The 15,510-nt window shown below is 59.4% G+C and carries 15 protein-coding genes; 7 read left to right on the top strand and 8 right to left on the bottom strand.

The window, feature by feature from the left end; genetic code table 11:
- The first annotated feature begins 61 nt into the window (after positions 1–61).
- Positions 62–577, top strand: a complete 516-nt coding sequence (locus Q8X48_RS02760; RefSeq protein WP_015096398.1) for a DUF2062 domain-containing protein — start codon at positions 62–64, stop codon at positions 575–577.
- Positions 578–745: 168 nt separating this feature from the next.
- Here Q8X48_RS02760 and Q8X48_RS02755 read toward each other — a convergent pair whose 3' ends face one another.
- The 4 genes from Q8X48_RS02755 to Q8X48_RS02740 all read right to left on the bottom strand — a co-directional run bounded on the left by Q8X48_RS02755 (position 746) and on the right by Q8X48_RS02740 (position 3,913).
- Complete coding sequence (locus tag Q8X48_RS02755) at positions 746–1,525, bottom strand: ABC transporter permease (RefSeq protein WP_015096399.1); 780 nt, start codon at positions 1,523–1,525, stop codon at positions 746–748.
- Positions 1,522–2,454 carry an ABC transporter ATP-binding protein gene (locus Q8X48_RS02750; RefSeq protein WP_407799364.1) on the bottom strand — a complete coding sequence of 311 codons (933 nt, stop codon included), beginning with the start codon at positions 2,452–2,454 and terminating at the stop codon, positions 1,522–1,524. The genes Q8X48_RS02755 and Q8X48_RS02750 overlap by 4 nt, the downstream gene beginning before the upstream one ends.
- 132 nt (positions 2,455–2,586) lie before the next feature.
- Positions 2,587–3,210, bottom strand: a complete 624-nt coding sequence (locus Q8X48_RS02745; protein WP_407799363.1) for a glutathione S-transferase family protein — start codon at positions 3,208–3,210, stop codon at positions 2,587–2,589.
- A 43-nt stretch (positions 3,211–3,253) separates the two neighbouring features.
- The gene (locus tag Q8X48_RS02740) at positions 3,254–3,913 is read right to left on the bottom strand and encodes a transglutaminase-like domain-containing protein (protein WP_102673883.1); all 660 of its coding nucleotides are present in this window, start codon (positions 3,911–3,913) and stop codon (positions 3,254–3,256) included.
- Between the two features lie 225 nt (positions 3,914–4,138).
- Here Q8X48_RS02740 and Q8X48_RS02735 point away from each other — a divergent pair, with 225 nt between their 5' ends.
- Entirely contained in the window at positions 4,139–6,586 is a 2,448-nt protein-coding gene (locus Q8X48_RS02735; RefSeq protein ID WP_407799362.1) for an acyl-CoA dehydrogenase, read from the top strand.
- Positions 6,587–6,660: 74 nt separating this feature from the next.
- The gene (locus Q8X48_RS02730) at positions 6,661–7,068 is read left to right on the top strand and encodes a PA2817 family protein (protein WP_007972361.1); all 408 of its coding nucleotides are present in this window, start codon (positions 6,661–6,663) and stop codon (positions 7,066–7,068) included.
- A 15-nt stretch (positions 7,069–7,083) separates the two neighbouring features.
- Here the strand turns inward: Q8X48_RS02730 and Q8X48_RS02725 are convergent, their stop codons facing one another.
- Positions 7,084–8,082, bottom strand: coding sequence for a LysR family transcriptional regulator (locus Q8X48_RS02725; protein ID WP_126046997.1), 999 nt, complete (start codon positions 8,080–8,082; stop codon positions 7,084–7,086).
- Positions 8,083–8,171: 89 nt separating this feature from the next.
- Between Q8X48_RS02725 and Q8X48_RS02720 the strand changes: the two genes are divergently transcribed.
- The 4 genes from Q8X48_RS02720 (at position 8,172) to Q8X48_RS02705 (ending at position 11,804) form a co-directional block, all read left to right on the top strand.
- Complete coding sequence (locus Q8X48_RS02720; protein ID WP_407799360.1) at positions 8,172–8,798, top strand: alanyl-tRNA editing protein; 627 nt, start codon at positions 8,172–8,174, stop codon at positions 8,796–8,798.
- Between the two features lie 661 nt (positions 8,799–9,459).
- Positions 9,460–10,683 (top strand): type II and III secretion system protein family protein, encoded by a 1,224-nt coding sequence (locus Q8X48_RS02715; RefSeq protein WP_407799359.1) that lies wholly within the window; start codon positions 9,460–9,462, stop codon positions 10,681–10,683.
- A 119-nt stretch (positions 10,684–10,802) separates the two neighbouring features.
- On the top strand, positions 10,803–11,516 hold the full coding sequence (locus tag Q8X48_RS02710) for a tetratricopeptide repeat protein (RefSeq protein ID WP_407799358.1): 714 nt from the start codon (positions 10,803–10,805) through the stop codon (positions 11,514–11,516).
- Positions 11,517–11,534: 18 nt separating this feature from the next.
- Positions 11,535–11,804 (top strand): DUF3613 domain-containing protein, encoded by a 270-nt coding sequence (locus Q8X48_RS02705; protein ID WP_407799356.1) that lies wholly within the window; start codon positions 11,535–11,537, stop codon positions 11,802–11,804.
- Between the two features lie 286 nt (positions 11,805–12,090).
- On the opposite strand, the gene Q8X48_RS02700 is transcribed toward Q8X48_RS02705, so the two are convergent.
- From Q8X48_RS02700 to Q8X48_RS02690, 3 genes are read right to left on the bottom strand one after another with little or no spacing between them, the layout of a single operon-like run.
- Positions 12,091–13,053, bottom strand: a complete 963-nt coding sequence (locus tag Q8X48_RS02700) for a type II secretion system F family protein (RefSeq protein WP_407799355.1) — start codon at positions 13,051–13,053, stop codon at positions 12,091–12,093.
- A 29-nt stretch (positions 13,054–13,082) separates the two neighbouring features.
- Positions 13,083–14,069 carry a type II secretion system F family protein gene (locus Q8X48_RS02695; RefSeq protein WP_407799354.1) on the bottom strand — a complete coding sequence of 329 codons (987 nt, stop codon included), beginning with the start codon at positions 14,067–14,069 and terminating at the stop codon, positions 13,083–13,085.
- Complete coding sequence (locus Q8X48_RS02690) at positions 14,066–15,508, bottom strand: CpaF family protein (RefSeq protein WP_407799353.1); 1,443 nt, start codon at positions 15,506–15,508, stop codon at positions 14,066–14,068. Before Q8X48_RS02690 ends, Q8X48_RS02695 begins: the two co-directional genes overlap by 4 nt.
- Between the last annotated feature and the right edge of the window lie 2 nt (positions 15,509–15,510).

Below are 15,510 nucleotides of genomic sequence, written 5' to 3'. Positions count from 1 at the left end.
TCTGAATGGGCAGTTCATAGAATCCAGACATACTTGCCACCCTGACCGACCGAGAAGCCTTATGCCCCGGCGCTTATTCAAACGTTACATGCCAGACCCGATGAGCATCAGGGAACACAAGTCCTTACGCTTTCTCGGCACGCTGCTGCATGACCCGAACCTGTGGCACCTCAACCGCCACTCCGTGGCCCGCGCCATGGCGGTGGGTTTGTTCGCGGCGTTCCTGCCAATCCCGTTGCAGATGCTGCTGGCGGCAACTCTCGCCATCATCGTGCGCGGCAACATGCCGATCGCCGTGAGCCTGGTCTGGCTGACCAACCCGATCACCATGCCTGCCGTGTTCTTTTGCACCTACCAGACCGGTGCCTGGCTGATGGACGTCCCCGCCCGGCAGTTGCCGGACGCACTGACCTGGGAATGGATCAGGGGAGAAATCTCGACCTTGTGGCAACCGTTTCTGTTGGGTTCGGTAGTGACGGGGCTGGCCCTCGGTGCGCTGTCCTACTTCCTGGTGATGGCGTATTGGCGCTGGTGGGTGGCCAGGCAATGGAAGCGGCGCAAGAAGAGCCGGATGTGAAAATGCAAAACGGCCTCCACTGTGGGAGGCCGTTTTTTTTGCGGTGTCTGGGCTGACGCCTTCGTCGGAACGCCGCCCGGAGCAAGCCCGCTCCCACACTGGATCTATGTAGCACTGAAGATCCCTGTGGGAGCGGGCTTGCCCGCGAAACAGACGACTCGGTATTTCTCAGGTACGCATCCCGCGCCCGCTGACCAGCAACCGTGCACAGCCGAGATACAGCACCACGGTCGCCACCAGCATGAAGGTAATCGCAATACTGATCCGGATATCCGACACCCCGAGGATGCCGTAACGGAATGCGTTGACCATGTGCAGCACCGGGTTGGCCAGCGAGACGGTCTGCCAGAACGGCGGCAGCAAGGTGATCGAGTAGAAGACCCCGCCCAGGTAGGTCAGTGGCGTCAGCACGAAAGTCGGAATGATCGAAATATCATCGAAGTTGCGCGCAAACACGGCGTTGATGAAGCCCAGCAGCGAGAAGATGGTCGCCGTCAGCACCACCACCAGAATGGTCACGCCCAGGTGATGCACCTGCAAATGGGTGAAGAACAACGACAGCAGGGTCACGATGATCCCCACCATCAAACCGCGCAGCACGCCGCCCAGGGTGTAGCCGATCAGGATGGTGTGCGGCGACAGTGGCGAGACCATCAGTTCTTCGATGGAACGCTGGAATTTGCTGCCGAAGAAACTCGACACCACGTTGCCGTAGGAGTTGGTGATCACCGACATCATGATCAGCCCCGGCACGATGTACTCCATGTAGGTGAAGCCACCCATGTCGCCGATTTGCCGACCGATCAGGTTACCGAAGATCACGAAGTACAGGACCATGGTGATGGCTGGCGGCAGCAGGGTCTGCGGCCAGATCCGGGTGAAACGCCGGACTTCACGGTAAACGATGGTGTTGAGGGCAATGAGGTTGGGGCGCAACTCGGAACTCATACCGCCACCTTCGACAGATTTTTCTCCACCAGGGACACGAACAACTCCTCAAGGCGATTGGTTTTGTTACGCAGGCTCAGCACTTCGATGTTCTGCTGCGCCAGCTGGGTGAACAGCGCGGTGATGCCCATGGACTTTTCCACCTGGACTTCCAGGGTGTGGCTGTCGACCAGCCGGGACGGGTAGCCGAGCAACTGAGGCGCGGCGGGCAGGTCGCCCTTGAGGTCCAGCAGAAAGGTTTCGACATGCAGTTGGCTGAGCAACTGACGCATGCTGGTGTTCTCGACGATGGTGCCGTGGTCGATGATGCCGATGTTGCGGCACAACTGCTCAGCCTCTTCCAGATAATGGGTGGTGAGGATGATGGTGATGCCTTTCTGGTTCAGCTCGGTGAGGAAGCTCCACATCGAGCGACGCAGCTCGATGTCCACCCCGGCAGTCGGTTCGTCGAGGATCAGCAGGCGCGGTTCATGAACCAGCGCGCGAGCGATCATCAGGCGACGCTTCATGCCGCCGGACAGTGAACGCGACGGCACGTCCTTCTTGTCCCACAGGCCCAGCTGGGTCAGGTACTGTTCGGCGCGTTCCTTGGCGATTTTCGCCGGGATGCCGTAGTAGCCGGCCTGGGTCACGACGATGTCGAAGGTCTTTTCGAACTGGTTGAAGTTGAATTCCTGAGGCACCACGCCGATGCAGCGCTTGAGCTGCGCAGGATTTTTGTCCAGGTCGTGACCGAAGATATTCACCGTGCCGCTGGTCTTGTTCACCAGGGTCGAGAGAATGCCGATGGTCGTGGATTTGCCGGCGCCGTTGGGGCCGAGCAAGGCGAAAAAGTCACCTTCGGCGACGTCCAGATCGATACCACTCAGGGCCTGGAAACCGTTGCCGTAGGTTTTGGTTAGCTGCCGGATGGACAGAGCGGAACTCATATCTGATTTACGCACCAAGAAGGGAAGAAAGGGATAAGTATGGGCGGCGGCGAACATTACAACCGCAACAACTTGGCACAATGGTGCTTGTCGCCGCCTCACAAGTACAGTCAAGCGTGTCGATAGTGAGTATTAAGTCAACGCGGTCATGACCGCCTTTTGATACGCCGGACGCTGTTTCAACCGCGCGTACCAGGCCTGCAGATGCGGTAGTGGCGCACGCTCGATCGGCATCTCGAACCAGGCATAAATGAAACTGCCCAGGGGAATATCACCCATGCCGATCTCGTCTCCGGACAGGTAGGGCTTGTTCGCCAACGCCTGGTCGGCCATCGCCAGCAGTGTGTCGCATTCCTTGATCGCCGCCTTGATGGCGGGCCAGTCCTGCTGGTCTGCCGGGGTACGCAGCACGCCCCAGAACAGGGTACGGAACGGGCCGGCAAAGCTTGAGGTGGTCCAGTCCATCCACTTGTCGGCAGTGGCACGGGCTTGCAGATCCGCGGGGTACCAGGCCGTGTCGGCGGCGTGGCGGGCCATCAGGTAACGCACGATGGCATTGGACTCCCACAACACGAAACCATCGTCCTCGATCACCGGCACCCGACCGTTGGGGTTCATCGCGCGGTACTCGGGCGTATCGACGACACCAAAGGCGCCACCGGCATCGATAGCCTCATAGGTCAGGCCCAGTTCTTCGGCGGCCCACAATGGCTTTCTGACATTCGACGAGTTTTTCCGACCCCAGATCTTCAGCATGACCGCCTCTTTTTCGCTAAGTGGGCAGGCAGCATACGCCGGATCAGGGGCGACTCAAATCGCTCTGCATGTCACCCAACAGCGGTGGCTGCTGCTCACCGAACAGGTGCGGATAGCATTTTTCCAGGTGTTCGAAAAAGAACCTTTCGGGGACGTCAGCGAACTGGCCGTGATCGACGAGGTACTCCATCAACTTCGCGCCATCGCGGTTGAAGGGATGAAAAACGCTGTCGTTGATCCCGTCGAATTCCAGCGGCGCCACATTGAACAGCTCGCAGAGTTTGCGGTTGAACGCCGGCGTCGCCTTGACCCAGCGGCCCTGCAAAAAAAACTCGGTGTAGCCGTGCATGGCGAACATGTCGCTCTTGAGCAACTCAAGCAGCCGAGGCGTCGACAAATGATTGCGCACATCCGCCAGGCCGATCCGCGCGGGAATCCCGCAATGCCGCGCGGCAGCTGCCAGCAATGTAGCCTTGGGCACGCAATAACTCTCCCCGGTCGCCAATGCATGACTGCCGCGCAGGGTCTGCGGATCGCGACTGAAGGTGTACGGGTTGTAGCGCACCGCTTCGCGCACGGCGTAATAGAGACTGATCGCCTGCTCAAGCGGATCGCGACTGGCACCACGGTGTTTTTCGGCGAACTCCACCACGGACGGATGGTCACTATCGATGAAGCGGCCGGGACTCAGGTACTCGTGCATGAGAATAATCTCCAGGGGAAGCCCCGAGTCTAGCGAGAGCTTCAGCACAGAGATAACGACGTTTCGGCCAAACATGGGCGCATTGCCGCTCGTTCAATGAGAGTTTTCCCCACGTGCGCGGCCCATCGGGCGCACGAAAATCATCCAGGGTCACCACCTGCCTGTTTTGCGGATGCCGTCTAAGCTCTGAGGGCTGGTTCGCCCTGGTTTCACGGAGGAATAAATATGCTGTTGTTGTGGATACTGGTTCTGCTGGTCGGTATTGCTTATCTGGCCCACCGCCGCATCGCCCCGCTACCCGCCCTGGTCATCGTGGCCGCCTATGTCGTGGCCATGGGCGCTTTCAGCCGCGCGCCGGGCTGGTTGCTGCTGGTTTTCTGGGTATTGATCGCAGCCGTCGCCGCGCCCTTGCTGCTGCCTGACCTGCGTCGCAAATGGTTCAGCGCGCCGATGTTCAACTGGTTCCAGAAAACCCTGCCGCCGATGTCGCAAACCGAACGCGATGCCATCGACGCCGGTACGGTGTGGTGGGACGGAGAACTGTTCAGTGGCCGTCCGGACTGGAGCAAACTACTGTCCTATCCCAAAGCGCAATTGAACGAAGAAGAACAGGCTTTCATCGACGGGCCGACCGAAACACTCTGCACCATGGTCAATGAATGGCAACTCGGTCAAACCATGGATCTGCCGCCCGAAGCCTGGGCGTTCATCAAGGACAACGGTTTTTTCGCCCTGATCATCCCCAAAGAGTTTGGCGGCAAAGGCTTCTCTGCCTATGCCCACTCGCAAGTGGCGATGAAACTGGCGAGCCACAGCGGCGACCTCGCCTCCACCGTGATGGTCCCCAACTCCCTCGGCCCGGCCGAATTGTTGCTGCACTACGGCACCGACGAACAACGCAATCATTACCTGCCACGCCTGGCTCGCGGCGACGATATCCCGTGCTTTGCCCTGACCGGTCCGCTGGCCGGCTCCGACGCGGGCGGCATGCCGGACTCCGGGGTGATCTGCAAAGGTGAATGGGAAGGCCAGGAGGTTCTCGGCCTGCGCCTGAACTGGGAAAAGCGTTACATCACCCTCGGCCCGGTGGCTACCCTCCTCGGCCTGGCCTTCAAGGCCTATGACCCGGATCACCTGCTGGGCGACAAGGAAGACCTGGGCATCAGCCTGGCGCTGATTCCGACCGCCACCGAAGGTGTCGAGATCGGCCGCCGGCATCTGCCGTTGGGCGCCGCGTTCATGAATGGCCCGAACTCGGGCAAGGACGTGTTCGTCCCGCTGGAGTTCCTCATTGGCGGCCAGGAGATGCTCGGCAAGGGCTGGATGATGCTGATGAATTGCCTGTCGGTGGGGCGTTCGATTTCCCTGCCGGCGGTGGGCACCGGCATGGCCAAGTTCACCAGCCTGGTGACGGGCCAATACGCGCAGGTTCGCGAGCAGTTCAATGTGCCGATTGCTTCGTTCGAAGGCATCCAGGAAGCCATGGCCCGCATTGGCGGCAATGCCTGGATGATGGACGCCGCCCGCATGCTGACCGCCAATGCGGTCGACCTGGGCGAGAAACCGTCGGTGCTGTCGGCGATTCTCAAGTACCACCTGACCGAGCGCGGCCGCGACTGCATCAGCGATGCCATGGATGTGCACGGCGGCAAGGCAATCATCATGGGGCCGAACAATTACCTGGGCCGCAAATGGAACGGCGCGCCGATTTTTATCACAGTGGAAGGCGCGAACATTCTCTCGCGCAACCTGATGATCTTCGGCCAGGGCGCGATCCGCTGCCATCCCTTCGTGCTCAAGGAAATGGCCCTGGCCGGCCGTGAAGACAAGGATCAGGCGCTCAGGGAGTTCGATGATCTGCTGCTCAAGCACATCGGTTTTGCCGTGGGCAACGCCGCCAGTACACTGGTGCTGAATCTCGGTTTCGGGCACCTGGAACACACCCAGGGTGACAAACTCAGCCAGGGTTACTTCCGCGCCCTCAATCGTCAGGCCGCTGCTTTCGCCCTGCTCGCCGACCTCAGCATGATGTTGCTGGGCGGCGCACTCAAACGCCGGGAACGCCTGTCCGCACGGCTGGGTGACGTACTGAGCAACCTTTACCTGGCCTCTGCCGCACTCAAGCGCTATCACGATCTCGACACACCGCAGTACATGACGCCGCTGGTGAGCTGGGCCATGGAAGAAAGCCTGGGGCAGGCCGAGCGCGCCATGGATGAACTGCTGAGCAACTTCCCGAACAAAGTCGTGGGCTGCCTGTTGCGGGTGATCGTGTTCCCGTTCGGTCGCCGGCACAAAGGGCCATCGGACAAACTCGCTGCCGAAGTCGCTGCCTTGATTGGTCGCGCCAAGGGCGACCCCGCCCTGGAGGAATTGCTCCTGGGTTGCTATCGCCCACAGGCGAGCGACGATCCGGTCGGCGCCTTGCAACACGCCTGCAACCTGTTGAGTGCCGCTCAGCCGCTGCAGAAAAAACTGCATTTGGCACTCAAGAGCGGCCAGGTCAAACCGCTGGCTGGCGAGTCGCTGATCGATGCCGCGCTCGAGGCTGGCGTGTTGCAGCCGGTGGAAGCGCAAACCCTGCGTGAAGCCGAAGCGGCCCGGCGCAAGGTGATCGATGTCGATGACTTTGACCAAGAGGAATTGGCACTGGCCGGGGGAAAAGTCCGCTGATCCCTTCAAGCATGTAAAAACGGGCGCGGGCGCTTTATACTCCCGCGCCCGTTTTGCTCTTGAGGACTTATCTCGTGTCCAACATCGTTGCCGATCATCTCGTTTTACTCGACCACCTGCGCAGCATCCTGGTCGCCGTAGGTGAGGCCGAGCAGGTTCCCGACGAAAGCCATGCCTTGTTCCTCGAGCGCTTCGACGAGCTGCTGGCGTTACTGCCTGTCGACCCGATCGAAAGCCAGTACCTGGGCCAGGACATTCTGTGCCAGGTCATCACTCGCTATCCGCAAATCGCACACCTGGTGCCACGCGACCTGCTGTGGTATTTCGCCGGTGACTGCCTGCATTACATGCCCGATGATGAAATCGACCTGTACCAGGCCCTGGAGGAGCGTCGCTTCGAAGCCGAACAGAACGACGAACCTTTCGACTGGAACCAGGAAAAGCAGCTGCTGGCGTTGTCGAACCAGGACAGCAAGCACTGATCTTTTTTTCTACCGTCAAAACAAGCCGTCACTCTCCGGCAGTTCATACTCCGATGGCGACCAGCCCGGACCATTCGACCGCCCCGGCTTGCCCAGCGTCGGCTCCTTAGCCAGACATTCCACCAGGTAATCGATCAACACCCGTAGCTTGGGCGGCAGGTATCGGGTTGGCGAATGCAGCAACCAGGCGCCGCCGTGATAGGACGCCAGAAAGGTCCAGTCCGGCAGCACTTGCACCATCACCCCCTTCTCCAGGGCATGGCGCGCCGTGAAATACGGCAGGCTGCCAATGCCGATGTGCTGCAACACCGCGCCATAACGCACGCCGGTGTGATTGGCGGCATATCGCCCGCGCACACCGACGGTTACCGTCTTGCCGCCTTTCTTGAATTTCCAGCGTGCGTCGCTGGGTGTTTCGCCCAGGTAAATGCAACTGTGATTGAGCAAATCATGGGGATGAGTCGGCGTCCCGTGCTCGGCCAGATACTGTGGAGTGGCGCAGAGCATATGATCGATGGTCAGCAACTGCCGCCCCACCAGCCCTGCAGGCGGCCGATCGGTGATGCGAATCGCCAGGTCGACATGATCGTCGATCAAATCGACCTGGCGGTCCTCGAGCAACAGTTCCACATCCACCTTGGGATAACGCCGCAAGAACTCCGGCATGTGCGGATGAATCACGATTCGGCCCACCGCTTTCGGCACGCTGATACGCACCCGCCCCTCGGGTTCATCCGTGAACTGACCACTGATTTCCATCACTGACCGCGCGGCATTGACCATTTCCTGGCACCGCTTGAACACCTCCTCGCCACCGTCGCTCAGTCGCAACTTGCGCGTGGTTCGTTGCAGCAACCGGGTGGCGAGCGCCTTCTCCAGGCGCGAAATGCTCCGACTGACCGCCGAGGGCGAAGAGCCCAACTGACGAGCTGCCTCGGAGAAACTGCCCGTCTCGACAACCTTGACGAAAATCGCCATTTCACCGAGCAGCGGCAGTGGAAGATTTATGCTCACAACGCAACAGTCCTTTGATGTTTGCCCGGATTATCACGTATTTACAGGCTTTCTATAATAGAAACTGATTACCAATACGAGCCTGGAATATGACGCTGCGCCTTTTTTTCCATAGTGATGAGCTCAAGGCCAACGTGGAAGTCCTGGAATGCACCCCTCACGAAAACGAGTTTGCCGTGGTCTTGCGCGCGACCCTGTTCCACCCCCAGGGCGGTGGACAGCCTTGCGACACTGGCTGGATCGGCGAAAGCCAGGTGCTGCGCGTGGTTCAGGATCCCGAGCGGATCATTCATTTTGTCGACCAGCCGGTAAAAACCGGGATGACGCCAATCCGCGTCGACGAACAACGCCGACTGTTCAACACGCGCATGCATTCGGCTGGCCATTTGATCGGCCACTTTGTACAAACCATGGGCTGGATGCCGATCAAGGCGCATCACTGGCCTGGTGAAGGCCGTGTGCAATTCAAGCCGGGCAATTGCGCGCAAGACGTCGAGGCCCAGGTCATTGAGCATGGCATCGGGCAGTGGATCGATCACGACCTGCCGCGCCTGACCTCACTGCGCGAAGGCGCCCGGGAAATCGGTTTCGGTGAACTGCCCGCCTACGGTTGTGGCGGTACCCATGTACGCAGCTTGAAGGATTTGGGTGCGGTCACCATCGCCTCCCTTTCGCAGAAAAAAGGCACGCTGTCGGTCCACTATCACGTGGACTGAGCACTGGGTGTTCGTGGGGGGGTCGTGGGGGCATTCGTGAAAGACGCCTGATTTTATCGATGCAAGCATTGCCCGGAACACAAAAGGCCCGCCAAGTCATACTGGCGGGCCTTTTTTTGCTTCAGTACACCTCGTCAACATCCGGCAACCGTACTGCGCTACGACCCTGCCCACCCGCCTGTCTCCAGTCTTTGCACCAATAGTTTTCCTTTAACTCATGGCACTTTGGCTTGATTGAACTAACGTCAAACAACAAGAAGTCATAACGGCTCGAATTTCCACGTTAGCTTCAGTGATCAGATAGCGGATTGGCAAAAGGAGTTACCTCACCATGATCCTGACAGGCGTTTTCCGGCTCTGTACCTGCATTGCCGACTACTTTCAGGGGAAACCAGGACATCGGACAGCGCCGTCCATGGCCGCGAGTATCGCTCTTGCCGGCAGTTCGGGTCACCGGATCATTGAAAACCGTTTCAGCCAAGGTCGCTCGCTATCCAGCCAGATCAGCGAATCGCACCCGCTCGTGTGTAGCACGCAAGGAATAACGCCAAGGCCATGGATAAGTGGTCTGGCGCATTGGGGGGGATAGCCCGATCCCCATGAAGTGATCCGAGACAGCGCAGTCTGTTCAAGATTGGCCTATTCAGTGAGGATGTACTTAATGAGCCTTCGTCCCGTGCCCGCTTTCAAGCGAATTATCCATGGCCTGTTCTGGATGGGCCTCAGCGTGGATGCGGCCCAGGCCGCACCGGCCAACTGTCCGCAACTGGACAATTGGCCGACAACGTATGAGGTCGGTCAGGGACTGCAGAATGAACTGCGCAGCCCCGTTCCGGTAACACAACTGGCGGTGGGTGACCCGAAAATTGCCGACGTGCAACCCAGCGGCAGCAACGCGTTCATACTCACGGGCATTGCACCGGGGACCACCAGCCTGATGGTCTGGACCGCCTGTTCGAAAACGCCGCGCCAAAGCATGGTGTTCGTCAAGGGCAGGGCCACGTCGGCGCTGACCAGCGTGCCGTCGGTGCCTTCCGACGACCCGCTGCTGCCAAGCCAGGTGCAGACCGATATCCGCTTCGTTGAAGTCAGCCGAACCAAGCTCAAGGAAGCCTCCGCCTCGATTTTCGGCGTCCGCGGCAACTGGCTGTTCGGCGCGCCGAGAACCTTGCCCAGCATTGGCGGCATTGTCACGCCGTCGATACCGGTGAGAAACGACCAGTTCAACCTCACGTTTGCTACCGGCAGTACCCTGGTGGCGCTCAACGCGCTGGAGGGCAGCGGTTTCGCCTACACCCTGGCGCGGCCAAGCCTGGTAGCGCTCAGCGGGCAGAGTGCGAGCTTCCTGGCCGGCGGTGAGATTCCGATTCCGGTGCCCAGTTCAGGCAGCGATAACATTTTCATCGAGTACAAGGAGTTCGGTATCCGCTTGACCCTGACGCCGACCATAGTCGGGAAAAACCGTATCGCGCTGAAGGTGGCGCCGGAAGTCAGTGAACTGGACTTCACCAACGCCGTGAGCATCGCTGGCACGGTAGTCCCGGCCCTGACCGTTCGCCGTACCGATACCAGCATCTCCCTGGCCGACGGCGAAAGCTTCGTCATCAGCGGCCTGATCAGCTCCCACAACGATTCTCAGGTGAACAAGTTTCCGGGGCTGGGCGATATCCCGGTTCTGGGCGCGTTTTTCCGCGACAACACCATCAACCGTGAAGAGCGCGAACTGCTGATGATCGTCACTCCGCATCTGGTCCAGCCACTGGCTGCCAATGCACAACTGCCGTCACTGCCTGGCGAGCAGCTGCGCAATTACGACCCGAACTTCTATCGCATGTTCTTCCTGGAAAATGGCGACTTCGACAGTCTCAGCGGGCTCTCGCAATGAACCGAAGCCTAAACCGGACTGACCTCGCCCTGACTCGTAACGGTGACTTTGAACGCTTGCCGGGCCGGCTGTACTGCCATTGGCCAGGCGTTCAAGGGGTTGTCGCCAGAGGACATTCAATGAAAGCAATCATTGCAATAACGGCGACATTAATGCTCGCAGGTTGTGCCAGCAATGGCCTGTCTTCGCGACCGGCCAGCTGTGCCAAACCCGGTTCGGAGCAAGAACTGTCCCTGAACCTGGCCGACAACATGGCCGAAGAAGGCCGTTTGTATGCCAGCCTGGCGAATCTGGAAGGATTGCCCGACAACCTGGTCCAGGTTCGCCTGCGCAAGGCTCGGGTACTGCGCTTGATGGGGCGTAGCGGCGACGCGCAGCCGCTGTACGAAAGCTTGCTCGGCACCTGTTTGGCGGCTGAAGGGGAACATGGCCTGGGCCAGTTGGCCGCTGCCAGAAATGATAACGCCAGCGCTGCCACTCACCTTGAGCGTGCGGTGAAAATGGCCCCCACCGACGACAGAATGCGCAATGACCTGGGGGTCGTCTACCTCAATCAGCGACGGATCCCTGAAGCACGCTTTGAGTTCATGACCGCCATGGAGCTCAAGCAGGCGAACACACTGGCGGCACTCAATATGGTGACGTTGCTGATCTATCAGGATAACTGGAAAGCGGCAGCCGAACTTGTGACCCGCGCCGACTTGAGCCCCAAGCAAGTCGTAGAGGCTCAAACCCGCGCGGAAAAACTCAAGGCCTCCACCAAAAAAGTGGTGGCTGCCGATGGCAATCGCAAGCCTGAGGTAGCTGATGCCTCTTCCAGTGCGAACAAGTAGAACGTACGAGGAGTCGAGATGAAGACTAAAAGGCTGTTGATCGGGTGCATGGCTTGCCTGTCCACCACTGCCTGGGCCATTGAACCGGGCCCTTCTTCGCCGTATCAACAAGGCACCGAGCAGTGGTTGCAGCTGCAGATTCGCGGTGTGGTTGCCTCCCCTCACCTGCAAACCGCTTCGGCCACCGAACGTGACCTGGCCATGCAGCGCTGGCTGAATAGCTTCAACTACCCGATTCCGGAGTTTTTTGACCAGGATGCAGCGGGAGAAATGACCATCGGCGACTGAGGCATGTCGATGGGTGATCAGCCTCTGGCATAGTCCAGAGTAGCCTGGCTGCAAAGCCGGGCTTGATGTCGTGTGCAGAAAGCAGTGACATCTACACATAATCCAATCCTTACCGAATTACCCCCGAAGCTGCCGCAGGCTGCGATCTTCTGAATTTAAGGCCTAGGCAACGAATTGCCTGCCAGAAAAATCAAAAGATCGCAGCCTGCGGGAGATGTGTAGATCAAGTGCAGATCAGGCTCGGGTGGCGAGGCCGTCGCGCTCGACAGCCTCCGGCTGTTTTACCTCACCCGAATGCTTTGAGTACCCCGATCAAGGCGGGGCCGATAGCGACCAGAAAGAAGCTCGGCCATAGACAGAAAATCAGTGGAAATATCAGCTTGGTACCGATTTTCGCCCCCATCTCTTCGGCGGCCTGCGTACGCCGGTCACGGAACTCTTCGGCATAGATGCGCAAGGTGTCGGCCACGCTGGTACCAAAACGGATACTCTGCGCCAACAGGTTGACCAGACCTTGTACGTCATCCAGGCCAGTGCGCACAGCCAGTTGCTTGAGCGCCGCGGTACTCGAAATGCCCGCGCGGATTTGCGCATTGACTAGGGCCAGTTCTTCAGCCAGGTCGACCTGACTGACCGACATCTCCTCAGCCACCCGCTCGATGGTCGTGGGCAAGGCCAGGCCCGACTCCACGCACACCACCATCAGATCCAGCGCATCCGGAAACGCGGCACGCAGCCGGACTTGTCGCTTCTGTTTGCGCTTGGCGACATACAGCGCTGGCACCAACCATCCGATACCCGCCACCAAGACCACCAACAGCAGCCCCATGATCAGGGAAAGCTTGGGAATCATCGGCAACAGCAGCAACGCAATACCCATTAATAATAGCGGCAGCATCAAGCGTACCGCCCAGTACATCTGCACCGCCGACGAGGAGCGGTACCCCGCATGCATTAACAGGGTCTGGGTGGCGGATGTTTGAGCCGACTCGGCCGAGGCAAAGCGCTGGCCGACCCGCTCCAGCAACAGTTGCAGGTTACCCGGAGCTTCCTGCCCGGTCGCGTTGCCTAAATGACCCCGCTTGATCAGCGCCAGACGACGCTGCACGGGATCCTGAAGCCCCATCATCAGCAGGATCACGGCACCAACCGCAAGTACCGTACTCAAACCGACCGCGCCAAGGAACAACAGGCGCGCCATCTCCTCGTTACCTGTGACCCGACTGAATAACCCGAGTAAAAAATCCATGACCTGTGCCTCCCGGTAGCGAATAGCGCTTAAACCTGAATCCGGATAATTTTTCGTATCCACAAAATCCCGACCAACATGGCACCAAAAGCCCCAAGTATCAGCTTATGGCCCACCGGATCATTGAGCAGCAACGGCAAGTATTTAGGGGTAGTGAACAAAATCACAGCCGCCAGTACAAAGGGAATGGCCACCAATATCCAGGCCGACATCCGCCCTTCGGCCGACAGGGTTTTGACTTTGCGCTGAAAGCGGAAGCGCCCGCGGATCAGCTGACTCAGACGCTCCAGCACCTCGGTCAGATTACCGCCGGTCTCGCGATGGATAAGGAGCGAGGTCACCAGCATCATCACCGTCATGCTTGGCATCCTCTCCAGCAGACCGAGCATGGCCCGGCGTACATCATTGCCATAGTTGATATCGGAGAAGGTCAGGCCGAACTCATGAGCGACCGGCCCCTTGTGTTCCTCGGCCACCAGGCGCAGGGTTTCGTTGAAGGGGTGGCCGGCGCGCAAAGCGCGGCACATCGCGTCCAGCGCATCCGGCAGGCCTTCCTCGAACGCAGCGAAACGCTTGCCACGGTCGCGAGAGATTTTCAATAGGGGTAACCAGAAGACCGCGAAACCCGCCAACAGCGCCATCCACCAGACTGACCAAACCATCCAGATCAATACACCCGCCCAGACACCCAGCACCAGCCCGAGCAGCAATACCCGATAGGCCCGGTATTCGTGCCCGGACTGCTCAATCATTTGCGTCAATGTTTCCATAAAGGGCAGCTGTTCAAGCTTGGCCTCCAACGGCGACAAACGCGTCAGGTATTTCTGTCGCAACACAGTCTGCATGCTGGACTGATTGTTGGCTTTCTCCAGTACATGCAAGCGGCCACGAATGCGCTTGCGCATCTTGCCGGCCTCGCCGAACACCGGCACCGCCACGCCCTGGGACAGGAGGAAGACGGCAATAAACACCATACCGAGGAACATCAGAATGAATTCATCAGGAACCTGGTTCATGACTGCCGTGCCTCCATCCACTCAGGCCTGAACATCGTCAGCGGCAACTCGATACCGCGCTTGGCCAGCACATCGCGGAAGGCGGGGATCATGCCGCTGGGCCGAAAATCACCGAGTACCTCGCCGTTTTCGCTCACACCGTGGCGCACGAAGGAGAAGATTTCGGTCATGGTGATGATCTCGCCTTCCATGCCGTTGATCTCCTGCACGCTGACCAAGCGGCGCTTTCCGTCCTCCTGGCGTTCCAGCTGGATGACCACTCCGATGGCCGAAGCGATCTGTTGGCGCATGGCCTTGATCGGAAAGGTCGCCCCGGTCATCGACACCATGTTCTCGATTCGCCCCAATGCATCACGTGCGGTGTTGGCGTGGATCGTGGTCAGCGAGCCATCGTGGCCGGTGTTCATCGCCGTCAGCATGTCCAGCGCCTCGGCGCCGCGCACTTCGCCGATGACGATGCGGTCCGGGCGCATCCGCAGGCTGTTGCGCACCAACTCCCGCTGGCTCACTTCGCCGCGCCCCTCGATATTCGAAGGCCGGGTTTCCAGGCGTACCACGTGGGGTTGTTGCAACTGCAGTTCGGCCGAGTCCTCGATGGTCACGATCCGCTCGTTGTGCGGAATGAAACTGGACAGTACATTGAGCATGGTGGTCTTGCCGCTGCCGGTACCACCGGAAATCAGCACGTTCAAGCGCCCACGCACTATCGCCTTGAGCAGCAGGGCAATGGCCGGGGTCAACGCCCCCACCTGAATCAGGCTGTCGGTATTGAGCAGGTCCACCGCAAAGCGCCGGATTGACATGCTCGGGCCGTCGATGGCCAGCGGCGGGATAATCGCGTTGACCCGCGAACCGTCCTTGAGCCGGGCGTCCACCAAGGGCGAAGACTCGTCGATACGCCGACCCAGGCTGGAAACGATGCGGTCAATGATGTTCAGCAAATGCTGATCATTGCGAAAACGCACATCGGTGCGTTGCAGCTTGCCGAAGCGCTCGACATACACTGAGTCATGCCGGTTGACCAAAATGTCGGACACAGTGTGATCGGCCAGCAGCGGTTCCAGAGGCCCCAGACCGAGCACCTCGTCGGTGATCTGCTTGATGATCAACTGGCGGCTGGAAGTACTCACCGGTGCCGAGTGTTCATCGAGCAGACGCTGGCAAATATCGCGAATCTGCCGCGCGGCCTCTGCCTGTTCAAGGGAGTCCAGCAAGGACAGGTCCATGACCTTGAGCAACTGCTGGTAGATCTTTTCTCGCCACTCGGCTTCCACCGGGGTGACCTGACTTTTGGTTTCGTAAAGAACGTCCGGCGTTGCACGTTCCCACGCCATTATTTCCTCTGCCGGATCCGGCAGGTCGTCACCCGGCTGGCCAGCCGATGATGGGGCGGGTTTAGCGGATTGTTTGCGCAAGCGGTTACGAAAGTCGCTGATCATGG

It is taken from the genome of Pseudomonas sp. QLc11A, from assembly GCF_052112305.1.
Classification (GTDB): Bacteria; Pseudomonadota; Gammaproteobacteria; order Pseudomonadales; family Pseudomonadaceae; genus Aquipseudomonas; species Aquipseudomonas laurylsulfatiphila.
The sequence above is the reverse complement of the archived record's forward strand: the minus strand, read 5'-3'. Positions and strand labels throughout refer to the sequence as shown.